Raw genomic sequence first — 22,274 nt, 5'->3', positions numbered from 1 at the left:
TTCCACCTGTTCCCATACCGAACACAGTAGTTAAGCATTCAGAGGCCGAAAGTACTTGTCTGGAGACGGGCTGGGAGGATAGGAAGTTGCCGGTTTCATTGAAGGCGTCCTGCGGGGCGTCTTTTTCTTATCGTTCTTTTTTGAAGAAAGACTGGTCTTATGTTATAATGTCATTTGCAACGATAAATTAATAAGGATCAGTGATTATGGAAAATGTTTATGCTCAGGTTGAGCATTTTTATCAGGCAAATCCCTCTTCGGAACAAATTTTGGCGCAGGGAGAGGCTGAAAAGTATTTGCGCCGTCGAGCCTGGCAGGGTGATTCGGATGAAAAACTGAAAAAGGCATGGAGTGTTATTGCAATCCTCGTAACGTATACCGATCAAATGAACCTGTATTCGCTTGCCTCTTTGACGGCTTATGATTATCAGGAAATATTTTATCGGTATCACAGTGAGCAGGATTCCTTTTCTTTGAATGAATCGTGCATTTTAGCTTTTTTGCATGTGGCCGGTCAGTTTCTGAATTATTTGATGGATGCAGGAAAAATCGATGATATTCATTTTTTGCTGAAGGAGACGAAGGAATCTCTTTATGTTCAAGGTCATTTTTTCCTTCCTCCGCGCCGTTCTACGGATGAATTTTACAGTTCTCTGGCACGCATGGAAACGCTTAGCGACGACACGATGCAATGTTTGTCGGATATGATGGACATGCTTTTGGAGCGGATTCATCGTTTCTTTCATGCAGCGAAGTATAAGGCGGATCTGGAGCGGGCGGTTTTTTTGTATGTGGGCCCTCAGTTTGATATACAAAATGAGCAGATGGAGAGAGCGGAACGCGAGCATTTTTGGAGTGGTTTTTGGGATTACTTTTTGTTTGATTATCATATGATTGAGACGGATATGATCCCCATTCAGGTTTTCTTTCAGCAGGAGGAACTCAATGGATCGGAACGGGATATTCTTCTTGATCTGATGCATGCAAAATTTGGCGTTTATTCTGTGGAAGAATGTTATCCGGATGGTATTCTCTGCCGCGATCTGTTTACGGATGAACTGGTTGATCTGCCTGTGCCGGACCATACGCCGTCTCCGCTTGAGCCGTGTATTCTTTTCGGCCATATCAATACGCTGGGGGTGGTGCTGGTTAATCGCATCACTGTGCTTCCGGCCAGCCGGAACCTGCAGAAAAGGATGAAGGAAATTGTTCTTCAGCAATATACGCGTTATCGGTGTCAGGAACCCGACGCTTCTCTTCATGCGTTTTTTTCCCGGGAAGCGGGGCTGGTGCGTCATACGCTGAATATTTTGGCGCGTTGTGCACAGCTTTCTGTCCTTCCGCCGGTGCATACTCTTCCGGTTTTGGTTCACCAGAAACATCGGCCGGGAGAGTATGCAAAGGAAATAAAGCGTTTGAAGCAATATGGGATGCAGTTTGGGTTCAGCTGTTATGCGGTGAAACTGTTATGTCGTTTTTTGGCGGATTATATGTCTGTACGGTCCGAAAAGTCTTTTCCTAACGATTCCGCGGCGCTTTTTATTGCGGTGCTTCTGGAATTTGCCAAGTTGAATGGTATGGATTTGGAAAACGTCCCAGGCATTTCTGATTTTTTAGGCGCAGAGGTGGCTGATGTGCGGGGATATATGATGGAAATGGAGGACCTGCTTCATTGTGTGCCGTATGATCCGCGTTATCTGACCGAGGATGGGTTTATTCGTTCGTTATATATGATGTGATTGGATGATTGGCTGTGCTGCACAGTTCAAGGAAGGGGGAAATTGGATGGACGAGGAGCGTTCGAAAGTCCGGGTGATGTCGGAGGAGGAGAAGGAACAATATGATGGGGTAACGATTATTGAAGGAACGGAGGAGACGGAGGCATCGTCCACGTTCCGTCATGGTACAGATTATCGGAGACACAGTGATGAAGCCAATTCGTCGTTTCCAAGATTTTCCGCATATACCTCTCATCATGGCTGGACAGATTGGCTGTGGAAGAAATCCGATTGGACAACGCGTCTGGCGCTGATCCTTGGAGTCAGCGCGCTGCTGGTATTCTTGTTTTTCATCGCACTCCCGGTATTGCTGGTTTTAGGCGGGGTAGGCGTTGCGGTTTGGCTTTTGTCTAATCTTTTGCTGCACTAAAAAACAGTGGACCATCACATACGGTCCACTGTTTTTTTCGTGCAGTGAATTAGAAATGAAGCTGGTTTTTGATACGTTCTACTGCGCGAAGCGTATTTTCCCGATCGCCAAAGGAGGTGAGACGAAAATATCCTTCTCCGCAGGGGCCAAATCCGGCTCCCGGCGTGCCGACGATGTTGACATCGGCGAGGAGTTTATCGAAGAAGTCCCAGGATGGCATATCATTGGGCGTCTTGAGCCAGATATACGGTGCGTTGATCCCGCCATAGGCCGTTATGCCGGCCGCCTGCAGTCCCTCACGGATGATGCGGGCGTTTTCCATATAATACGCGATGGTTTTTTTGACCTGCTGCTGTCCTTCTTCGGTATAGATTGCTGCTGCGCCGCGCTGAACAATGTAGGCGGTACCGTTGAACTTTGTCGTATGACGACGGTTCCAGAGTTTGTTAAACTCTACCAGCGTGCCGTCTGCTGCTTTTCCTTTTACGTTTTTCGGGATGATCGTATATCCGCAGCGCGTACCGGTAAATCCGGCTGTCTTTGAAAAAGAGCGGAATTCGATCGCTACCTCTTTGGCGCCTTCAATTTCGTAGATGGAGCGGGGGACGTCGTCTTCTGTAATGTAGGCGGCGTAGGCGGCATCAAACAGGATGACGGATTGATTTTCGCGCGCATAGTTGACCCATTTTGTGAGTTCCTGACGAGAAAGTGTCGTTCCTGTCGGATTGTTCGGGCAGCAGAGATAGATCATGTCGACGTGTTCTTTCGGCAGTTCCGGTGCGAAATTGTTGCTGGCATCGCAGGGCAGATAGGTAACGCCTTCAAAATGTCCGTCCGCTTTCAGCGTTCCGGTACGCCCTGCCATGACATTCGTATCCAGATACACGGGGTAGACCGGATCGGTGATGGCTACCTTATTGTTCGTGCCGAAGATTTCCTGAATGTTTCCGCAGTCGCTTTTGGATCCGTCGCTGACGAAGATTTCATCAGAGTCAATCTGAATGCCACGCTGGGTATAATTGTGTTCGATGATCGCGTCGGTGAGGAAGGTATATCCCTGCTCCGGACCGTAGCCGTGGAATGTTTCTGCATGAGCCATTTCATCTACGGCTTTATGCATTGCTTCGATGCAGGCCATGGGCAGCGGCTGGGTTACGTCGCCGATTCCCAGACGGATGATGTCTGCTTCAGGGTGGGCCTTCCTGAATGCGGCAACGCGCCGCGCGATTTCTGCGAACAGGTAGCTGCCGGGCAGCTTCAAATAGTTATCGTTAATGGTTGCCATGTGGATGTACCTCCTGATGTGGTTCTTAAAATATAACTTTTTAGCATATTATAACACAATACTATGCTTTTACAATGATGTTGCCCAAAATTTTTTCTGTCATTTCTGCGGGGCAAAGAAGAACGATGAATAAAATTTACTATATAATAAATAATTACTATTATTGATTTATTTTATGATAAATAATGTTTACTTATTGAAGGACTTTGTAGTATAATGAAACTCGGATTCGGAGAAGGCGCGTATCAGTTGCTATTGTTCTTAACGCTTTATAAGAAAATTTTTCTTGATTAGCAGGGATTTTCAGAGAAGCAGCGAACATAATAAAACAGGGGAAACTGATACAATCCCTCCAAGTTGTAGGGATGTCGTATTCCTTATCATTCATAGAAGTTATTTTATGATAAGGGAATGGGCACAGAAGGGTTCTTATTTTATTTTTTTTGGGAAGGAGAGTTCATTCATGGAAATGTTACTCGGATTTCTGGTACTGCTGGCATGTCTGATTGTCGGTGTGCGTCATGGTGGTATCGGACTGGCTGTTGTCAGTTCAATCGGTCTTATTGTCTTTACCTTTGTTTTCGGTTATAAACCGGGCAAACCGCCGGTGGACGTCATGCTCACGATCATGGCAGTCGTCACCTGCGCAGGTTTCCTGCAGACGTCCGGCGGTCTTACGGTTATGCTGAAATACGCGGAGAAATTCCTGCGTAGCAATCCGAAGCGCATTACGATTTATGCGCCGATTACGACCTGGCTGCTGACGATCCTCTGCGGCACGGGTCATGTGGTTTATACGATGTTCCCGATTATCTATGATATTGCAATTAAGGAGGGAATCCGTCCAGAGCGTCCGATGGCGGTCGCTTCCGTTGCTTCGCAGATGGGCATCAGTGCTTCCCCGGTTTCTGTTGCGCTCGTCGCATTTGTCGGCTTTTTTGCCTCGGCTGGCCTGCCGTACACGGTTCTGAATCTGCTGGCTGTATCGATTCCGGCTACCTTCTGCGGCGTTATCGTGGCCGCACTGTGGAGCTATCGCCGCGGCAAGGATCTGGAAGATGATCCGGAGTTCCAGGAGCTCATCAAGGATCCTGAGCAGAAAGAATACGTTTTTGGCGATACGGAGAGTCTGGTCAATAAAGAACTGCCGTCTTCGTATTATCGTGCCATGTATATTTTCTTCGCCGGTATTATCGTCATTGCTGTCCTTGGCAACTGCTCATGGATGCTTCCGCATTTTCCGGATGCAAAGGGCGTCATGAAGGCGATTTCCATGACGACGGTCATTCAGATGGTCATGCTGTTTATCGGTGCGATCATTTTGTTCTCCTGCAAGGTGAAGGCAAAAGAAGTCGGCAACAGTCAGGTATTCCGCGCAGGTCTTGTCGCCGTCATTTCGGTTTACGGTGTTGCCTGGATGGCCGATACGTATTTCTCCAATCATATGGCCTTCCTGAAGGAAGTGCTCGGCACTGCGGTTCAGAGTTATCCGTGGGCCTATGCGCTGATCGCGTTCTTTACGTCTAAGCTGGTTAATTCGCAGGCCGCTGCGGTTTCGATTGTCGTTCCGATGGCACTTGGAATCGGTACAGATCCGGTCATCATTATTTCCTTTATTTCAGCGATTTATGGTTATTTCTTCCTGCCGACGTATCCGTCGGATCTTGCCTGCATCGGATTTGACCGTTCCGGTACGACGAAGATCGGCAAGTATGTCCTGAATCACAGCTTCATGATTCCGGGTCTTCTCGGTGTATTTACGGGCTGCTGCGCAGGTTTTGTGATTGCACATATCCTCTATTGAGCATGTGCAGGTTCGGATAAACGAAGAGAAAAAGATGACACGATGGATGTCATCTTTTTCTTATTATTCAGGAGGATGTATGGATGAAAACTTATACGTTTCCTTATGGGCATGGAACCAAGTCGTTTTCGTTGGATGAATCGCGTCTGATTCGCGAGGTGGAGATGCCGTCCGTTGCTCCGCTGACTGATGTGAAGCAGGCTGTGCTGGATGCTATCTATCATCCGATCGGTCAGGAGCCGATCGACAAGATCATTAAGCCGGGAGATACCATTACCTTTATTTGCAATGATCCGACCCGTGTGGCCAACAGTTTTGATTTCATGCCGGTTTTGGTCAATGAAATGAACCGGCTTGGTGTTCCGGATGAAAATATGCAGATTGTTTTTTCTTTGGGAACGCATCGGCTGATGACGAAGGAAGAAATGGCGGAGGGCGTCGGGGACGAAGTCGCCAGCCGTTTGCGGATGTACAACAGCGACTGTAACGTTCCGGGGGATTTTGAGTATTTCGGCACGACGAGCCGTTTCACCCCTGTATTGATCAATAAGCATATCTGCCACAGTGATCATGTCATTTTGACTGGAACGATTGTTCATCATTATTTCAGTGGTTATGGCGGCGGCCGTAAAGCGGTTCTTCCGGGATGCGCCGCGATGGAAACCGTTCGGCATAATCACAGCTTCATGATGGATCCTCATGCCGGCCTGGGGCGCACGACGGGCAATCCGGTCTATGAAGATCAGATGGAAGGGGTGGCGCTTTGGGCGAAGGGGCGCAGTGTTATTCTGTTCAATGCCATTCTGGACGCTGAGCATCGGTTTCTCCGGATGTTCGCTGGTGATTATGTAAAGGCACATCAGGAAGCCTGCCGCTTTGTCGATCAGGTATATGGCGTGGAAATTCCCCGTCAGGCCGATATCACCATTGCCAGCTGCGGCGGATATCCCAAGGATATCAATGTCTATCAGATGCAGAAAACCATGGATAATGCGGTTCTGGCGACACGGCAGGGCGGCGTGGTCATTTTGCTGGCGGAATGTGAGGAAGGCAGCGGAAGCAAAGTGTTGGAGGATACCTGCCGGACGCTCGGGTCGGCGGATGCCATTGAGGCGAAGCTGCGGGAGCGTTTTGTGATCGGCGCGAACAAAGCGTATGCGATCACCAGACTCACCCGAAAAGCGCATTTTATTCTGGTTACCGGGCTGGACCGTCAGCTGGCGAAGGATATGCTGTTTGACGGCGCAGTGGATACCGTCGAGGAGGCACTGGCACTGGCCGGATCGTATGTAGGCGACAATCCTGAGTATATTTTGATGCCGACGGGGAGTCTGACGGTTCCTCTTTTGAAATCCGAATAAGAAAAAGAGAGCGGGTCAAACCTGCTCTCTTTTTTCTGGGAGGAAGATACCGTGAAGTCAGGTATCTTCCTCTTGTTTCTTTTTTAATAGATCTTTGCAGAAGTCGATGAAAGATTGCGCTGCTTTTGAGATGTAGCGATCTTTTTTCCAGGCAAGGCCTACGTCAACAAAAATCGGGTCGGCTAAGGGGATGGCTTTGATGCCCGGTGTGTCTTCGACGACCATGTCCAGCAGGAACGCTACGCCAACGCCGCTGGCGACCAATCCCTTCAAGGTGACGACCTGATTGGATTCCAGAACGATGTTGGGGGCCACGTTGGCCGCTTTCATTTTTGCCAGGATAGTCTGGCGGAGGAAGGAGCCTTCCTTCATCATGACGACATTGGTTTCCGCCACATCCTGCAGGGAAATGGTTTTTTTCTGGGCCAGCGGGCTGTTTTCCGGCACGCAGCATACCACCTGATTTTTTGACATGGGGAGAAGCTGGAGGTGATGTGAAGCACCGGAGATGATGATGATCCCGAAATCGAGTTCATCGCGTTCCAGCTGTTCCCGGATGGACATGGAGCCTTCCTCGTGCATGAAAATATCAAGGTGGGAGTAACGGCGCTGAAAACTGGAGAAGATCCGGGGAAACAGATAGGCGCCCATCATGGGCGGAATGCCGATCTTAATGGTTCCTTTTTGCAGCTGCTTGTAGTCGTTGACTTCGAGCACAGCATCCTGTATATTGCGCAGGGCAAGTTCTACGCGGTTCAAAAAGACGGCACCTTCCGGCGTCAGGGAGAGCTGTTTTTGGCTGCGGTCAAAAAGTTGGATGCCAAGCTCCGCTTCCAGTTTTTTGATTGCTACTGTGATGTTTGGCTGTGAGACTCGGAGACGTTCAGCAGCCCGGGTGATATTCCGCAGACGGCTGGCCATCTGGAAATATTCGAGTTGTCTCAGTTCCATAGAATCGCTTCTTTCTGTATAAATTCGTTTTATTTCGTTTATATTATATCATACTTTTGATGAATATATGATACGATAATCGAAAATTATTATAAAAAAACGAAAAAATATTTTGTCGGCGAACAGTAGGATTTTTTCTCTTTGCATGGAATATAATAGATATGTTAAAATGGATTTTACGGAGAGAAAGTCCGTTCCTGGTAAGGAAATGGCAAAGGAAGATTTAGGGGGGCTTTTATTTTGGAGATGTCAACTGTCATCGGCGTGGTTATGGGATTTATTTCCATCTTCGTCGGTATGATCCTGAAAGGTGCGCCGCTTACGGCACTTAATAACCCGGCCGCGTTTTTGATCATTATCGGCGGTACGTTTTCGTGCTTGTTTATCGGTTTTAATATGAACCAGCTGAAGGCCGTGCCGAAGCTGATAAAAATGACGTTTCATAAACCGGCACTCCATGAAAAGGCAGAGCTTTTGAGTTTGTTTATCGAGCTTTCGCAGATTGCCCGTCGTGAGGGAATCCTGGCACTAGAAGGGCGTGTTCAGGATATTGAGGATCCGTTTTTCCGGTCCGGTCTCGGCATGGTTATCGATGGCATGGATCCGGACTTCGTCAGCGATATTCTGGATGCGGAGCTGGCGGTTATGCAGGAGCGCCATGCGGTGAGCCGCTCGATCCTGACACAGGCCGGTACTTATGCACCGACTTTGGGAGTGTTGGGCGCCGTGGTTGGACTGATTGCTGCACTGGGAAATCTGAATGATGTCAATAAGCTGGGGCATGCTATCGCGGCGGCTTTTGTCGCAACGATCCTCGGTATTTTTTCGGCCTATGTTATTTATCTGCCATTGGCCAATAAGCTGAAACTGCTTTCTGAGGCAGAAGTCAGTGAGAAGCGCATGATTATTGAAGGCATTCTTTCCTTGCAGGCCGGTGATTCGCCTACACAGATTGAGGCGAAACTCATGGTGTTTATCCCGCAGTCTGAACGGGATGGACTCAAGAGGGAGGGATGATGGATGGCAAGAAAAAAACGCGGGAAGAAACATGAGGAGGAAAACAGCGAGGCATGGCTCCTGCCGTATTCTGACTTGATGACCTTGCTGCTGGCGCTGTTCATCTCCTTGTTTGCCATTTCTCAGACGGATCAGAAGAAGGTTTCCGAGCTGTCGCAGGCCTTTAGTTCTGCCTTTAACATGGGCGGTCCGTCCTTTTTCAATCAGATGGGACCCAATGTCGGTCGGCGAGCGGATATGCCGTCCGACGAGGATAAGGGAACCCATGCGTATCTGGCGGAGAGCCAGCAGCTGCAGGAAGTGCAGAAGAAGATGGAGGAGTACATTGAGCAGAACAACCTGCAGGAACAGATCAGTACGCAGCTGACCGAAGAGGGACTCATGATCCGCATCAAGGAACGCGCGCTGTTTCCATCCGGATCTGCTCAGTTGGCCGGGCAGGCGCAGTCGATTGTTCCGGTGGTGGCCGGGCTGCTGTCGTCTGTTCCCGAGCGGGTCGTGGTATCTGGCCATACGGATAATGTTCCCATCAGCAGTGCTGAGTTCCCGTCGAACTGGGAACTCAGCGCGACGCGCGCTATGAATTTTATGAAGGCCCTGCTGGCGGCTAATGCTTCGCTGAATCCTGCTAGATTCAGCGCGATCGGTTACAGCGAATACCGTCCGATTGCCGATAACAATACGGAGGCCGGACGCTCGCAAAACCGGCGGGTAGAGGTATTTATTGCCCGGAACTATCGGTTTGATCCGGATGAGAAGGATGTCAGCAAGCAGACGAGCGAGCCGGATACCGGTGCGGATGGCATGCCGGTTTCTGGTACAACGGGGAACATTTCTTCGACGAATGGGGCGGCAGGAAGTTCTATGGCCACGACCTCATATTGATCGTTTTTGAATTTTTGTATGGAAGCAATAAGCCTTTCACGGAAGGGGAAACGCCCCTGATGGGGAAGGCTTATCTTTGTAAAGACAGGAGGCGGAAGGGATGATTCTGGGGATCGGTACGGATCTTATTGAAGTGGATCGCATCAGGCGGGCTTTGGAAAACCCGCGATTCCGCCAGAGAGTGTATACGCCGGGGGAACAACGCTATTGTATAGAGCGCGGCGCTCAGGGAAACGAGAGCTTTGCGGCCCGGTTTGCGGGAAAAGAGGCCGTACTCAAAGCGCTGGGAACAGGGCTGCGCGGCGGTACGCTGCAGGAGATTGAGATTCTGCCGGACGAACTCGGATGTCCGCAAGTCAGATTGTCCGGTCAGCTGGACCGAACCGCTGCGGCGAAGGGTGTGCGGCGAATCTGGATTTCACTGAGCCATACGGCCCGATATGCGACGGCCCAGTGCGTGATGGAGGGAGACGGATGAAGGTATCGCTGGTAAGAGAAATGCGCCGGATTGATCAGGCTGCCGCAGAGCGGTATGGCCTCCCGGAACTGCTGCTTATGGAGAATGCCGGGCATCGCGCCGCCGAGCAGATGGCGGCGCTTATGCATGGCGTAAAGGGAAAGACCATCTGTATTTTGTCCGGAAGCGGCAATAACGGGGGAGATGCTCTGGCTGCGGCCCGTCATTTGTTTAATCAGGGGGCGAGGCTTAAACTGTTTTTGGCCGGGAATCCGGATCATTTTACGGAATCGGCGGCGGGCATGTATCAGGTGCTGCAGAAAATGGGGCTGGATATTCATCGCCTGGAATGTGACAGAGACTGGGATCGTCTTCATTTTGCGCTGAAGCTGGCCGATGGGGTGCTGGACGGAATATTGGGAACCGGCTTCACCGGCGAATTGCGCAAGCCGACCTTGCGGGTCATCGAAGAGATCAATGCGGCCGGTAAACCCGTCCTTTCCATCGATATTCCGAGCGGTGTGGAGGCGGACACGGGGCGGGTTCTCTCTGTTGCCGTGCAGGCCGACCGGACGCTGGTCCTCGGACTGCCGAAGCCCGGTCACTTGCTCAGTCCCGGCGCAGAGTACTGCGGAAGCTGGACGGTGGATGATATTGGCCTGCCGTCTCCGCTGCTGGAGGAGGAGCAAATCCATCAGGCCCTGCTGGATGATGAGATGGCGTCTTTGCTGCTTCCTGTTCGCGCACGGTCTGCACATAAGGGCACCTGCGGACGCATTCTGGTCATTGCTGGATCCCGCGGGATGACGGGCGCGGCAGCGCTTGCGGCTTCCTCCGCTCTGCGGGCCGGGGCCGGGATCGTGACGCTGGCGGTTCCGGAAAGCCTGCATGATCTCATGGAAATCAAGCTGACGGAGGTGATGACTCGGCCGATTCCGGAGCAGACGCCGGGAATTTTTGGCGGAGAAGCAGCGCTGGCAGCGCTGCTCTCTCTGGCTTCGGAATATGATGCCGTCCTGATCGGACCGGGCCTGGGCCGTGCTGAGGAGACGATGGAACTGGTTCGTTTCTTTGTCGCAAAGGTCAACAAACCGCTGGTCCTGGACGCTGATGCCATTTATGCCTTTCGCAGTTGTCCGGATGATTTGAGCGCTCTGCCGCAGATCCCTGTGCTCACGCCGCATATCGGCGAGATGGCAGGCCTGCTGGGGGTGCCGGTTCCCGAGCTCCGGGAGTCTTTGCTGCCGGTGGTACGGGACGCGGCGGCGGAGTATCAAAGTGTTCTGGTCGTGAAAAGCGAGTGTACTATTGTGGCTTATCCGGATGGAGATGTTTTCTTTACGACAAAGGGAAATCCGGGGATGGCCACGGCGGGCAGCGGAGATGTTTTGGCCGGTACGATTGCCGGATTGATGAAACAGATGAAAAGTGCGCTGGCACCGCTCCTCGGCGTGTATCTTCATGGAGCGGCCGGGGATCTCGCTTATGAACGGAAGGGCGAAGCATTGATTGCTTCCGATATTCGGGAGGCTTTGCCGGAAGTACGGGTTTCTTTCCAGAAAAAGATAAAAACAAATGTATTTATGCAAGGAACAAGAAGAGGGGAATGAGTCAAAATGTCTATTTTCCTTCTTTGATGTACTTGACAAGTGTATAGGACGGGGCTAGAATAAAGTTACTTTGAAGAAAGAAAAGGGGCTTTACTATGGCAAAAGTGAATGTGGACTGGGAGAATCTGGGATTCAGTTATCAGCCGATTTCTCAGCGCTATGTAGCAAATTTTAAAGAGGGAAAATGGGAAAAGGGCGGTCTTACGGATGACGCCAATGTCGTGATCAATGAGTGTGCCGGTATTTTGCAATATTGTCAGGAAGTTTTTGAGGGACTGAAGGCATATAAGCAGAAGGACGGAAAGGTCGTGACGTTCCGGCCGGATATGAATGCCAAACGCATGATTGATTCTGCCAAGCGGCTGGAAATGCCTCCTGTTCCGGAAGAGATGTTTTTGGAGGCCGTGGATGAAGTCGTCCGCGCGAATGTCGACTGGATTCCGCCCTATGAGACAGGCGGAGCGCTGTATCTTCGCCCGTATTTGTTTGCTACGGGGCCGGTTATCGGCGTCAAACCAGCTGATGCCTACCAGTTCCGCCTTTTCGGCACGCCGGTTGGGTCGTATTTTAAAAACGGCGTTAAGCCGATTACGATCTGCGTGAGTGATTACGATCGTGCAGCACCGCATGGTACGGGCAACATTAAGGCCGGGCTGAACTATGCGATGAGTTTGTATCCGTATATTCTGGCCCATCAGAATGGATTTGACGAGAATATGTATCTGGATTCGGCAACGCGTACGTATGTCGAGGAAACGGGCGGAGCCAATTTCCTGTTTGTGACGAAGGATCATACCATCGTAACGCCGAAATCGGATTCGATCCTTCCGTCCATCACGCGCCGTTCTCTGGTTAAGCTTGCCGAGGATATGGGGTACAAGGTGGAAACGCGTCCGGTGAAGCTTACGGAGCTGGAAGAGTTTGAAGAGTGCGGGCTTTGCGGTACCGCAGCAGTCATCTGCCCGGTCGGCAAGGTGGTCGATCACGGCAAGGAGATCTGTTTCCCCAGCGGCATGGATGAGATGGGGCCTGTTCTTACTAAGCTGTACAATACGCTGCGCGGCATTCAGATGGGTACGGTGGAAGCGCCGGAAGGCTGGATTCGCGAAATCAAATAATATATTGCAGGAACGAAAGAGGATCAGTGAAATGGCTGGTCCTTTTTTGCTGGAAGCGCAGTGAGGCCGTTTTATTATGGTTTTGCCGCCTGTGGGAATGGCTGTTTTTCCCGCTGTTTAAATTTTTTCACAGAGAACAAGGATTTCTTTGCGCTGAACTCGAATATTTTTTATAATAGAGAAAGAAACGTTGAAGCGGGGAGTTTTGTCTATGCCGTTTAATATTACTTTGCCGATGCAATTTCATGGCATCATATCGACGATTGGCTGGTTTGATGCGATCGACATTTTGATTGTTGCGGTAATCCTTTATAAAATTTATGTTATGCTCAAGGATACCCGGGCGATTACGCTGGTCAAGGGCGTGCTGGTGCTTCTGGCGGTTACGATGGTTTGCAGCTGGGCGGAGCTTCATGTTATTTCCTGGCTGCTGCAGAAGGCGGTAACACTGCTCTTTGTAGCGCTTCCCATTGTCTTTCAGCCGGAGCTTCGGCGGGCTTTGGAGCATTTGGGACAGGGAAGTTTTTTGGGAAAAACCGCGCTTTTGGATGATGAAGAGGCGCGTTCTGTCGTTTTCGAACTGACGAAAGCGGTCAAGCAGCTCTCAGCTACCAAGACGGGGGCGCTGCTGGTTATTGAGCGGAATATGTGGCTTAATGATATCAGTGCGACCGGCATACAGATCGATGGATTGATTTCCGCAGATTTTTTGCTGAACGTGTTCATTGTGAATACGCCGCTACATGATGGAGCGGCGATCATCCGCGGCAATCGGCTGATTGCCGCTGGCTGCCTGCTGCCGCTTACGGAAAACCGCACGCTTTCTACGGAGCTGGGCACACGCCATCGTGCAGCCATCGGCCTTTCTGAGCAATGTGACGCACTGGTGGTCGTGGTCAGTGAAGAAACTGGCACGATATCTGTGGCGGAAAATGGACATATTATGCGCCATCTGGATATCGAGACTTTGCAGGCGGTTTTGATGCCGGCGTTTGCTTCGCCGCAGGCTGGTCTTAAGGATATGGTACGAAACTGGAGGAAGAAAAAATGATTGCAACGTTCCGCAGTCTGATTCAGCATAACCTGGCTGCCAAGATTCTGGCTTTGCTGGTCGCACTGATCCTCTGGGGCTATGTGATGAATGATCAAAATCCGTCGATTGATGGAAGCTTCACTGTTCAGCTGACGATGAAAAACGTACCGGACGGCTATAAGGTTGTACAGTCTGCCGATACGCTCAAGGTACGGGTCCGGGGGCCGCGCTCCCTGTTTGTGAATAACGACGGCAGTGATTTTACGGCATATGTAGATCTCAAAGATGCACAGAAGGGGAAGAATGTCTGCAAAGTGCAGATCGTGGCCCCGCAGGGATTTGAAGTGGTGGAGGCGAAGCCGGATACCGTGGAAGTTACGCTGGATCCGATTGTCAGCAAACAGGTCCGGGCAGATATTTATGTCAATGGTTCTCCGGCACCCGGCGTGACCGTGGCCAAGGTCAGCCAGTCCAGTCCCGAGGTTTCTGTCGAGGGGCCGGAATCTGCGGTGAATGAGGTAGCGCGCGTTATCGGTTATGTCGGTTTGAATGGAAAAAATGACAGCGATTTCGATCTTCAGGTTCCGCTGACGGCTATTAACGCAGATGGGCGGGAAGTACAGGGGGTCACGGTTAGTCCGTCGGCCATGTATGTATCGCTGCAGATGGCGCGCGGTCTGTTGAAAAAGATCGTGGCGATTCAGCCGTTGACGGGTGATGACCTGTCTAAGGATTATGAGCTTACAGGGGTGCGCGTCGATCCGGCGAAGATTGAGATAGCGGGCAAGAATTCGGTGATTTCGGGAATCTCTTCGATCGAGACCGAAAAGGTTTCTCTGGCAGATGTCACCCGGAATACCGATAAGACAGTGAAGCTGATTTTGCCGGATGGCGTGACGGTTACCAATCATGATGTGGTGGTTCATATTACGGTTCGGGCCAGAAAAAATGAATAATGCGGAAAGATAAAGATATGGAGTGAATGGGTTCAGTGATTCGGATTCGAAATATGCAGGTTCCTTTTTATGAGGAAACCGATCTGAAGGAGCTTGCGGCCCGGCGCTTAAAATTACCACCTCAGGCTGTCTCCGGGGTGGTAATTCTGCGTCAGGCCGTGGATGCCAGGCGTTATCATGGAGCGCCGATACAGTTTGTTTATATGCTGGATGTCTGTGTGAACGTGTCTGAGAAGCGCGTTCTGAATGCGCTGCGGCGTGATCGGAATGTCGGGCTGTCTGATGAACCGCTTCCATCGGCCTGGCCTGACCGGGGCGCTTGCAGCCGTACAGACGGAAAGCGGCCGATTGTCGTTGGCTTTGGCCCTGCCGGAATGTTTGCCGCTCTGACGCTGGCCCGAGCCGGCCTTCAGCCTTTGGTTTTGGAGCGCGGGCGCGATGTGGATTCCAGACAGCGCGATATTGCTCGGTTTTGGCAGGGCGGAGCGCTGGATGTCCGGTCCAATGTCCAGTTCGGCGAGGGGGGCGCCGGCACGTTCTCTGACGGGAAGCTGACCACCCGCATCAGTGATCCGCATACGCGGGACGTCCTCGAAGCTTTTGTCCGGGCAGGGGCACCGGCTGAAATACGGTTTTTGCAGAAACCGCATATTGGTACCGATCTTCTGCGCGGCGTAGTCCGGAATATCCGAAAGGAGATTCTCCGTCTGGGCGGAGAGGTACGTTTTGAGCATCAGGTTACGGATTTTGAATTTGAGCATGGCGCGGTGCGTGCGGTGATCGTCAACGGCGAAGACCGTTTGGAAACGGATACGGTATTTTTGGGAATTGGCCATTCGGCACGGGACACATATCGCATGCTTCTTTCTCATGGGCTTTCCATGGAGGCGAAGCCTTTTGCTATGGGTGTGCGGATTGAGCATCCTCAGGAGATGATTGACCGTGCTCAGTATGGGGATGATGCTGGTGATCCCCGGCTGCCGGTGGCCGATTATGCGCTGACCTATAAGGATCCGGTGACAGGGCGGGGCGCGTATTCGTTTTGCATGTGTCCGGGCGGGCAGGTGGTTGCGGCGACCTCAGAGGCAGGACATGTTTGCACGAACGGGATGAGCAATTATCATCGCGATTCCGGAATCGCCAATAGCGCTTTGCTGGTGCAAGTCGGCCCGGATGATTTTGGCCGGGAGGTTCTGGCCGGTATGGCGCTGCAGGATGAACTGGAATCGCTGGCTTTTGAGCTGGGAGGAAAGAATTATTGTGCGCCGGTTCAGACGGTGGGGGATTTTCTTACAGGAAGATTCGGTTCGGAACAGTTTCTGACGGCACCGACATATCGGCCGGGCGTGCGTCCTGCTGATCTTCATCGCTGCCTGCCGGCTTTTATGACGAAAACGCTGGAAGGAGCATTGCCGTGGTTTGACCGCAAAATACCCGGATTTGCTGATGCAGGAGCAGTCATGACCGGGGTGGAGGCCCGGTCGTCGGCGCCATGCCGCATCCGCCGCAGCCGCGGCACGATGGTATCGGAGTCTGCAGCGGGGCTTTACCCGATCGGCGAAGGAGCCGGTTATGCCGGCGGCATTATGAGTGCTGCTGTGGATGGCATGAAGGCGGCGCTTCATTTTATGAAAAAGATTTGATTTTCGGATAAAAACTGTGCATACTAGAAAGGACGAGGCATCCCGGAAAGGACACATGAATCGGGAAGCTGAGGGCAGAACTTATTGGAGGGATACAATATTATGGCAAGATTGTTTGGTACGGATGGCGTTCGCGGTGAGGCAAATGTTACGCTGCAGCCGGAAATGGCTTATCGGCTGGGACGCGCGGCTACGCTTTATTTCGGCAGGGAATCGGAGGAGCAGCCCCTGATTCTGATCGGGCGGGATACGCGTTTGTCCGGCGAGATGTTTGAGGCAGCGATTACGGCAGGAATTTGTTCGGCAGGCGGACGTGCCATGCTGGCCGGAGTGATCCCGACTCCGGCTATTGCCTATCTGGCCCGCCGCCATAAGGCAAAAGCAGGCATTGTCATTTCTGCTTCCCATAATCCTTATCATGACAACGGCATCAAGTTTTTCGGCGGCGATGGGTACAAACTTCCGGATGCTGTCGAAGATGAGCTGGAAGCTATCGTTCATCAGTTGGAGCAGGATGACACGCTTGCCCGTCCTTCCGGCGACAAGGTCGGACATATTGAGTATCGCACCGACCTCTTGAACCAGTATGTGGAATTTGTTCTGAGCACCTGCAGCGAGCGTTTTGACGGAATGAATATTGTTCTGGACTGCGCGAATGGTGCTTCGTATGAGGTAATGCCGAAGATTTTGCGGGAGCTTGGCGCTAAGGTCAAGGTCATTCACGCGCTGCCCAATGGGGTGAATATCAACGATCACTGCGGCTCCACACATTTGGAATCGCTGCAGAAAGCCGTTTTGGAGAACCATGCCGATTTCGGCATTGCGCATGATGGCGATGCGGACCGCTGCCTTTGCGTCGATGAGAAAGGGCAGGTGATCGACGGGGATCATATTCTGGTCATGTGTGCACAGGATATGATGAAAAAGGGGACGCTGCCTTATAATACGGTGGTCACGACGGTTATGGCCAACATTGGTTTCCACAAGGCCATCCGGGAAGCTGGCGGCCGGGCAGAGATCACGCAGGTCGGCGACCGCTATGTTCTGGAAAATATGCTCAAGAACGGGTATAAGATTGGCGGAGAGCAGTCCGGACATATTATTTTTACCGATTACAGCACAACGGGAGATGGCCCGATTACTGCGCTGCAGGTTCTCTCCTCTTTGAAGCGGAGCGGCAGAAAGGCTTCGGAACTCACGGCACTCATGACGACGTATCCGCAGCTTCTGGTCAATGTCAAGGTGGCGACAAAGGATGGATGGGAAGAAAATGAAGCCATCCGGAAGGCTATCGAGGAAGGAGATCAGGAGCTGGGAAGCGATGGGCGTATTCTGGTACGGCCGTCCGGTACGGAGCCACTGATTCGTGTCATGGCAGAGGGACCGGATCAGGCGCAGCTCGATGTGATCTGCCACCGGATCGCCGATGTCGTCAAAAAGGAACAGGGATGAGGGGGTTGAACGGAAAAAAGGCCATTCTGTTCGTCAGCTTCGGTGTGGCTTCCGCGTCGGCCCGTCATGCCAGTCTGGACGCCTGTGCTGAGGCAATCCGGCATGCTTTTCCGGATTATCTGGTTTGTCAGGCGTATACTTCGCAGTTTATGCGGAAGCGGCTGCGCGCGGAGGGCGTTCTGGTTCCTTCCGTTGAGGAGGCCTTAGAAGACTTGCGTCAACGCGGTGTGGAGCGGGTTGTTCTGCAGCCCTCTCATTTGACGCCGGGAGAAGAGTATACTCAAAAGGTATGGCTTCCGGCATCGGCCTGTCAGCCCCTTTTTGCGGAACTGCGGATCGGTTCTCCGCTTTTTGCAGAAGAAAAGCGGGATGAGGAACTTTTGCGCATCATTCTGCAGTCGCTGGACTGTCGGGGAACGGAGCAGGTTGTTTTGCTGGGGCATGGGTCGCCGCATCAGCATAATCCGATTTATGAGCGCCTGCAGCGCATGGCGGATGATCGGAATATCCCTGTTCATATCGGGGTTCTTGAACCCTCGGACTGGCCGGGATTCCGCGAGGTGCTGAATCGCCTGCAACAAAGAGGGGCAGAGGCTGTTCTTTTGGCGCCGCTGCTTCTGGCGGGCGGCGTGCATGTTTACCGGGATATGGCCGGAAACGAACCGGCTTCCTGGAAAAGCCGCCTTCTGGCGGCCGGCTTTTCCGTGCGTACGGATCTGCACGCATTGGGAGAGCGCGCGGCAATCCGCGAGCAGTTTGTCCGCAGCATCCGGGCGCTTCTTGCATCGGATAAATAAGAGAAATATTCGGATAACTCAGGGCTATCGTAGATATTCCCATAAACTATTTTTATTTTTTTGAAAATTCCTTTATAATAAAGCTGGTGTGATTTCGTTTTTTACAGGGATGTTTTTTTATTTTAATGAGGTGAGTTTATGTCGCAACCGGTAACATCCAATCCATTCATTATCATGCTCATCAACATGACGGTCGTATTTCTGGTGTTGATTGCGCTGGGGCTGGTGATCAAATTGATTCATTATCTTGATCCGACCAAGCCGAAGGTAAAACAGGAGTCTGCTGCGCCGGCAGTTGTTCCTGACCCGTCTCCTGCTGCGCCTGCGGCAGAGGAAGGGATATCGCCTGAAGTGGTTGCCGTCATTGCTGCTGCATTGTCCTCTTACGGATATGGCCCCGAACAGATTCACGCGATCCGGCCGCTGTCCCGCGACGGATGGAAAAATTCCGGCCGGGTTCCTTTCAGCAATCCGTTTTAATCCGGGGGAGGAGGAAAAGATATGGAACTTTTTAATGCATTTGCGGTGTCGCTGCAGGCGGTATGGAATGACAGCGGATTCGCCGCGTTTACCGCTGGAAACGGCATTATGATTCTGGTTGGTCTGGTCCTGCTTTATCTGGCCATTGTCAAGGAGTTCGAGCCCCTGCTGCTTGGGCCGATCGCATTCGGATGTATTCTGGCGAATTTCCCGCGGACGGGTTTCCTTACGGATCCTGGTCTGATGCAGGCCATTCATTACGGCATTGCCAATGAGATTTTTCCGCCGCTGATTTTCTTGGGAATTGGCGCGATGACGGATTTTGGTCCGCTTCTGGCTCGTCCGTCTACCCTGCTTTTGGGAGCAGCTGCGCAGGTCGGCGTATTTGTCGCGCTGATGGGCGCTATGATGCTGGGCTTCAATGTGCAGGAAGCCGGTGCAATTGGCATTATCGGCGGCGCTGACGGCCCGACGGCCATCTATCTGTCCATTCAGATGGCGCCGCATCTCCTTGGCGCTATCGCCGTAGCTGCTTATTCGTATATGTCGCTGGTGCCGCTGATTCAGCCGCCGGTTATGAAGCTGCTGACTTCTCAGAAGGAGAGGGAAGTGGTCATGGAGCAGATGCGTCCGGTTACGAAATTTGAGCGGGTTTGCTTCCCGATCGTCGCGGCAATCATCATCAGCCTGCTTTTGCCGCCGATTGCTGCTTTGCTTGGCTGCCTGATGCTTGGCAATTTGTTCCGTGAGTCCGGGGTTATGGACCGCCTTTCGGATACCGCTCAGAATTCGCTGTGCAATATCGTTACGATTTTCCTTGCGACCGGAACCGGAATGACGATGAATGCGGAAGATTTTCTCGTTCCGCAGACGCTGCTTATCATTCTTCTCGGTCTGATCGCCTTTATCTTCGGCACGGCCGGCGGCGTCATATTTGGCAAGATCATGTGCCGTGTATCTGGCTGGAAGATTAATCCGCTGATCGGTTCGGCGGGCGTTTCGGCTGTGCCGATGGCGGCGCGGGTCAGTCAGGTTGTCGGCATGAAATCGAAGCCCGGCAACTACCTGCTGATGCATGCTATGGGGCCGAATGTTGCCGGCGTCATCGGTACGGCGGTGGCTGCCGGAACCATGCTGGCTATGCTGAAATAACAAAGAATCACAACAGATTTATTTGCCGCAAGGGGCCGGTCATCTGAGCAGGATGGCCGGCCTTTTTTGTGAGACAATGGATCGTGGGGCCGCGCCTCTCTTCCTGTGATTGACAGACCATGAGACGCGGTGTACAATCAGTAGCAGGGACAGGTGCTTAGGCTTAATAGAGAAACCGGTGAAAGGCCGGTGCGGTCACGCCACTGTAATGTGAAGAGCTTTCTCAGGGATATGCCACTGGATATGATGCCGGGAAGGCGGGGAAGCTTGCTGAAGCAGAGTCAGGAGAACTGCCTGTCTGACAATCACCGTCAAAGGAGCCGGTGGCTTCTTTCGCACCTACGAAGGATGGGGAGGGGATTTTGCTGGCTAAGTCGGTTGCTCTTCTTCGAAAGGAGAAGGGTTTTTTTGTGTTTGTGATTCGGAGCAAGGCGGAAATGGAGGACAGGTATTGATGAGCGGAGTATTTTATGGAATTGGCGTAGGCCCCGGGGATCCGGAATTGTTGACGGTCAAGGCGATTCATGCCATCAAGGATGTGGATGTACTGATTGCGCCGAAGACGGAGAAAAAAGAAGGCAGTGTGGCCTTATCGATTGCACAGCCGTATCTGAAAGAAGACGTGAAAATCGTTTATCAGGTATTTCCTATGGTTCGCGGCTTTGCTGAGAACAGCACGGATGCCTGGGCGAACAATAAAAAGGAAATTCTTGCCTTGCTGGAAGAAGGGAAAAATGTTGCTTTTCTGACACTTGGCGATCCGATGTTTTACAGCACGTATATCTATGTATATCGTCTGCTGGAACATGAGCCGGTGGAGATTCGGACCATACCGGGCATTCCCGCCTTTGCGGCGATCGGCAGCCAGATGGGGTATCCGATCGTTGAAGGAAATGATATTTTGGCTGTGATTCCCGCTACGGCTGCTCCAGAAAAGGTGGAGAAGGCTTTGGATGCCGCGGATAATGCGGTCCTGATGAAAGTGTATAAAAATTTCGGGGAAGTGACGGATATTCTGGCCCGCCACGATATGTCCCGGCAGGCCGTGCTGGTCAGCCGTGCGGGGCTGGAAGAAGAACGGATTATCCACGATATTGAGGCGCATAAAGAGGAGAAGCTGAATTATTTGTCTACGATTTTGACGCGTAAGAACTGAGGTGAGACCATGAAACGCTGTCTGCTTTTGCTGCTGGGATTGGTTTTGATGCTGACTCTGACCGGCTGCGGCCCGGAACAAAACGGCGGGGGGGCATCGGGAACGGAGAATTCCTATGCAGTGATTCGGGATGATCTGGGGAGGACGGTCGAGCTGGCGGAAAAGCCGCAGCGCATTGTTGTGACATCCGCTTCTTTTCTTGAGCCGCTTGAGGCGGTCGGAGGAGCCGGACTCGTGGCGGGCCGTCCGGATTCCAGAACCAAAATGCCTGCGTATGCGAAGAACCTGACCAGTGTCGGCAAGGTATATCAGATTGATGTGGAGAAAGTCTTGTCCTGCAATCCGGATCTGGTGATCGTCAACAAGGGAATGAATGAGAAATTGGTGGACACCCTTGAAAGCAATGGGATTCGCACGCTGGTACTGGATATGAAGAGTTATGAGGACGTCAAGCGCGAAGTCGGTATTCTGGCACAGATCACCGGGGAAAAGGAAAAAGGAGAGCAGCTGGTTCGTGAGATGGATGACAAAATCCAGTCGGTTCGTGACCGGATTCCGCAGCAGAAACGGCGCGTATTTGTTATTCACAGCACCAATCAGGGACTTACGGTTCAGCTGGACGGAAGCATCGCAGGGTCTGTGGCACACATGCTGGGATGGGAGAATGCAGCCAGCGGCATCACCCCGCTGGAAAAGAATCCGGATGCGGCGCCGTACAGCATGGAAACGCTGGTGGCACAGAATCCGGAGATCCTATTCGTGACCAGTATGGGCAATCTGAAAGAGATTCAGGCGGGGATGGACGAGATGATGCAGAGCAATCCGGCCTGGCAGTCGGTGGAAGCTGTGCGGGAAAACCGCATTTACTATCTGCCGCAGGAATTGTTTTTGCTCAGTCCCGGCATTCATTATCCTGAGGCGGTAGAAACCATGGCCAAATGCGTGTATCCGAAGGTGTTTGCTCCATGA

General features: G+C 51.9%; 20 protein-coding genes, 1 rRNA gene and 1 riboswitch. Of the genes, 19 read left to right on the top strand and 2 right to left on the bottom strand.

The genetic code is table 11. The features are described 5' to 3' along the window. The 3 genes from rrf to FYJ78_RS10165 all read left to right on the top strand — a co-directional run. Positions 1-95, top strand: a 5S ribosomal RNA gene (gene rrf, locus FYJ78_RS10175); the annotation flags it as partial. 111 nt (positions 96-206) lie between these two features. Next, a complete protein-coding gene (locus tag FYJ78_RS10170; protein WP_154621282.1) occupies positions 207-1,739 on the top strand; it encodes a hypothetical protein in 1,533 nt (510 codons plus the stop codon). Positions 1,740-1,785: 46 nt separating this feature from the next. Next, entirely contained in the window at positions 1,786-2,148 is a 363-nt protein-coding gene (locus FYJ78_RS10165; RefSeq protein WP_154621281.1) for a hypothetical protein, read from the top strand. A gap of 49 nt (positions 2,149-2,197) precedes the next feature. Here the strand turns inward: FYJ78_RS10165 and FYJ78_RS10160 are convergent, their stop codons facing one another. Then, positions 2,198-3,433, bottom strand: coding sequence for an LL-diaminopimelate aminotransferase (locus FYJ78_RS10160; protein ID WP_154621280.1), 1,236 nt, complete (start codon positions 3,431-3,433; stop codon positions 2,198-2,200). Positions 3,434-3,896: 463 nt separating this feature from the next. Between FYJ78_RS10160 and FYJ78_RS10155 the strand changes: the two genes are divergently transcribed. Continuing rightward, positions 3,897-5,237, top strand: a complete 1,341-nt coding sequence (locus FYJ78_RS10155; protein WP_154621279.1) for an anaerobic C4-dicarboxylate transporter — start codon at positions 3,897-3,899, stop codon at positions 5,235-5,237. An 83-nt stretch (positions 5,238-5,320) separates the two neighbouring features. After that, on the top strand, positions 5,321-6,598 hold the full coding sequence (locus tag FYJ78_RS10150; protein WP_154621278.1) for a nickel-dependent lactate racemase family protein: 1,278 nt from the start codon (positions 5,321-5,323) through the stop codon (positions 6,596-6,598). Between the two features lie 57 nt (positions 6,599-6,655). Here the strand turns inward: FYJ78_RS10150 and FYJ78_RS10145 are convergent, their stop codons facing one another. Then, positions 6,656-7,549: a LysR family transcriptional regulator gene (locus FYJ78_RS10145; protein WP_154621277.1), complete on the bottom strand. Its 894-nt coding sequence runs from the start codon at positions 7,547-7,549 to the stop codon at positions 6,656-6,658. Positions 7,550-7,795: 246 nt separating this feature from the next. Here FYJ78_RS10145 and motA point away from each other — a divergent pair, with 246 nt between their 5' ends. The 14 genes from motA (at position 7,796) to FYJ78_RS10075 (ending at position 22,274) form a co-directional block, all read left to right on the top strand. Then, positions 7,796-8,566 carry a flagellar motor stator protein MotA gene (gene motA / locus FYJ78_RS10140; protein WP_154621290.1) on the top strand — a complete coding sequence of 257 codons (771 nt, stop codon included), beginning with the start codon at positions 7,796-7,798 and terminating at the stop codon, positions 8,564-8,566. A gap of 3 nt (positions 8,567-8,569) precedes the next feature. Next, the gene (locus FYJ78_RS10135) at positions 8,570-9,451 is read left to right on the top strand and encodes a flagellar motor protein MotB (RefSeq protein WP_154621276.1); all 882 of its coding nucleotides are present in this window, start codon (positions 8,570-8,572) and stop codon (positions 9,449-9,451) included. A 100-nt stretch (positions 9,452-9,551) separates the two neighbouring features. Then, entirely contained in the window at positions 9,552-9,929 is a 378-nt protein-coding gene (gene acpS / locus FYJ78_RS10130; RefSeq protein WP_154621275.1) for a holo-ACP synthase, read from the top strand. Continuing rightward, a complete protein-coding gene (locus tag FYJ78_RS10125) occupies positions 9,926-11,518 on the top strand; it encodes an NAD(P)H-hydrate dehydratase (protein ID WP_154621274.1) in 1,593 nt (530 codons plus the stop codon). The genes acpS and FYJ78_RS10125 overlap by 4 nt, the downstream gene beginning before the upstream one ends. A 95-nt stretch (positions 11,519-11,613) precedes the next feature. Beyond that, positions 11,614-12,636 (top strand): branched-chain amino acid aminotransferase, encoded by a 1,023-nt coding sequence (locus tag FYJ78_RS10120; protein ID WP_154621273.1) that lies wholly within the window; start codon positions 11,614-11,616, stop codon positions 12,634-12,636. Between the two features lie 211 nt (positions 12,637-12,847). After that, complete coding sequence (cdaA, locus tag FYJ78_RS10115; RefSeq protein WP_154621272.1) at positions 12,848-13,687, top strand: diadenylate cyclase CdaA; 840 nt, start codon at positions 12,848-12,850, stop codon at positions 13,685-13,687. After that, a complete protein-coding gene (locus tag FYJ78_RS10110) occupies positions 13,684-14,625 on the top strand; it encodes a CdaR family protein (protein WP_154621271.1) in 942 nt (313 codons plus the stop codon). Before cdaA ends, FYJ78_RS10110 begins: the two co-directional genes overlap by 4 nt. Before the next feature lie 35 nt (positions 14,626-14,660). After that, positions 14,661-16,268, top strand: a complete 1,608-nt coding sequence (locus tag FYJ78_RS10105; RefSeq protein WP_328597707.1) for an NAD(P)/FAD-dependent oxidoreductase — start codon at positions 14,661-14,663, stop codon at positions 16,266-16,268. Between the two features lie 102 nt (positions 16,269-16,370). Continuing rightward, a complete protein-coding gene (gene glmM, locus FYJ78_RS10100) occupies positions 16,371-17,720 on the top strand; it encodes a phosphoglucosamine mutase (protein WP_154621269.1) in 1,350 nt (449 codons plus the stop codon). 5 nt (positions 17,721-17,725) lie between these two features. Next, the gene (locus FYJ78_RS10095; RefSeq protein ID WP_235899998.1) at positions 17,726-18,517 is read left to right on the top strand and encodes a sirohydrochlorin cobaltochelatase; all 792 of its coding nucleotides are present in this window, start codon (positions 17,726-17,728) and stop codon (positions 18,515-18,517) included. 138 nt (positions 18,518-18,655) lie between these two features. Beyond that, positions 18,656-18,997, top strand: coding sequence for an OadG family protein (locus FYJ78_RS10090; RefSeq protein WP_154621267.1), 342 nt, complete (start codon positions 18,656-18,658; stop codon positions 18,995-18,997). A gap of 21 nt (positions 18,998-19,018) precedes the next feature. Continuing rightward, positions 19,019-20,149 carry a sodium ion-translocating decarboxylase subunit beta gene (locus tag FYJ78_RS10085; protein ID WP_154621266.1) on the top strand — a complete coding sequence of 377 codons (1,131 nt, stop codon included), beginning with the start codon at positions 19,019-19,021 and terminating at the stop codon, positions 20,147-20,149. Between the two features lie 134 nt (positions 20,150-20,283). Next, a riboswitch (cobalamin riboswitch) is annotated at positions 20,284-20,461 on the top strand. Between the two features lie 142 nt (positions 20,462-20,603). Beyond that, positions 20,604-21,305 carry a precorrin-2 C(20)-methyltransferase gene (cobI, locus tag FYJ78_RS10080; protein ID WP_154621265.1) on the top strand — a complete coding sequence of 234 codons (702 nt, stop codon included), beginning with the start codon at positions 20,604-20,606 and terminating at the stop codon, positions 21,303-21,305. 9 nt (positions 21,306-21,314) lie between these two features. Beyond that, positions 21,315-22,274: an ABC transporter substrate-binding protein gene (locus FYJ78_RS10075; RefSeq protein WP_154621264.1), complete on the top strand. Its 960-nt coding sequence runs from the start codon at positions 21,315-21,317 to the stop codon at positions 22,272-22,274.

The sequence above is a fragment of the Wylensekiella montiformis genome (assembly GCF_009697385.1).
Classification (GTDB): domain Bacteria; phylum Bacillota; class Negativicutes; order Selenomonadales; family Selenomonadaceae; genus Selenomonas_A; species Selenomonas_A montiformis.
Note: the sequence above shows the minus strand (reverse complement) of the source record. Positions and strands in the feature narration are given on the sequence as shown.

Excerpts from the sequence above, each read along its gene's own strand:
- acpS (WP_154621275.1), top strand. The coding sequence starts at position 9,552 with ATGATTCTGGGGATCGGTACGGATCTTATTGAAGTGGATCGCATCAGG.
- FYJ78_RS10170 (WP_154621282.1), top strand. The coding sequence starts at position 207 with ATGGAAAATGTTTATGCTCAGGTTGAGCATTTTTATCAGGCAAATCCC.
- FYJ78_RS10110 (WP_154621271.1), top strand. The coding sequence starts at position 13,684 with ATGATTGCAACGTTCCGCAGTCTGATTCAGCATAACCTGGCTGCCAAG.
- FYJ78_RS10150 (WP_154621278.1), top strand. The coding sequence starts at position 5,321 with ATGAAAACTTATACGTTTCCTTATGGGCATGGAACCAAGTCGTTTTCG.
- FYJ78_RS10135 (WP_154621276.1), top strand. The coding sequence starts at position 8,570 with ATGGCAAGAAAAAAACGCGGGAAGAAACATGAGGAGGAAAACAGCGAG.
- FYJ78_RS10075 (WP_154621264.1), top strand. The coding sequence starts at position 21,315 with ATGAAACGCTGTCTGCTTTTGCTGCTGGGATTGGTTTTGATGCTGACT.
- glmM (WP_154621269.1), top strand. The coding sequence starts at position 16,371 with ATGGCAAGATTGTTTGGTACGGATGGCGTTCGCGGTGAGGCAAATGTT.
- FYJ78_RS10165 (WP_154621281.1), top strand. The coding sequence starts at position 1,786 with ATGGACGAGGAGCGTTCGAAAGTCCGGGTGATGTCGGAGGAGGAGAAG.
- FYJ78_RS10160 (WP_154621280.1), bottom strand. The coding sequence starts at position 3,433 with ATGGCAACCATTAACGATAACTATTTGAAGCTGCCCGGCAGCTACCTG.
- FYJ78_RS10125 (WP_154621274.1), top strand. The coding sequence starts at position 9,926 with ATGAAGGTATCGCTGGTAAGAGAAATGCGCCGGATTGATCAGGCTGCC.
- cobI (WP_154621265.1), top strand. The coding sequence starts at position 20,604 with ATGAGCGGAGTATTTTATGGAATTGGCGTAGGCCCCGGGGATCCGGAA.
- FYJ78_RS10145 (WP_154621277.1), bottom strand. The coding sequence starts at position 7,549 with ATGGAACTGAGACAACTCGAATATTTCCAGATGGCCAGCCGTCTGCGG.
- FYJ78_RS10085 (WP_154621266.1), top strand. The coding sequence starts at position 19,019 with ATGGAACTTTTTAATGCATTTGCGGTGTCGCTGCAGGCGGTATGGAAT.
- motA (WP_154621290.1), top strand. The coding sequence starts at position 7,796 with ATGTCAACTGTCATCGGCGTGGTTATGGGATTTATTTCCATCTTCGTC.
- cdaA (WP_154621272.1), top strand. The coding sequence starts at position 12,848 with ATGCCGTTTAATATTACTTTGCCGATGCAATTTCATGGCATCATATCG.
- FYJ78_RS10155 (WP_154621279.1), top strand. The coding sequence starts at position 3,897 with ATGGAAATGTTACTCGGATTTCTGGTACTGCTGGCATGTCTGATTGTC.
- FYJ78_RS10090 (WP_154621267.1), top strand. The coding sequence starts at position 18,656 with ATGTCGCAACCGGTAACATCCAATCCATTCATTATCATGCTCATCAAC.
- FYJ78_RS10120 (WP_154621273.1), top strand. The coding sequence starts at position 11,614 with ATGGCAAAAGTGAATGTGGACTGGGAGAATCTGGGATTCAGTTATCAG.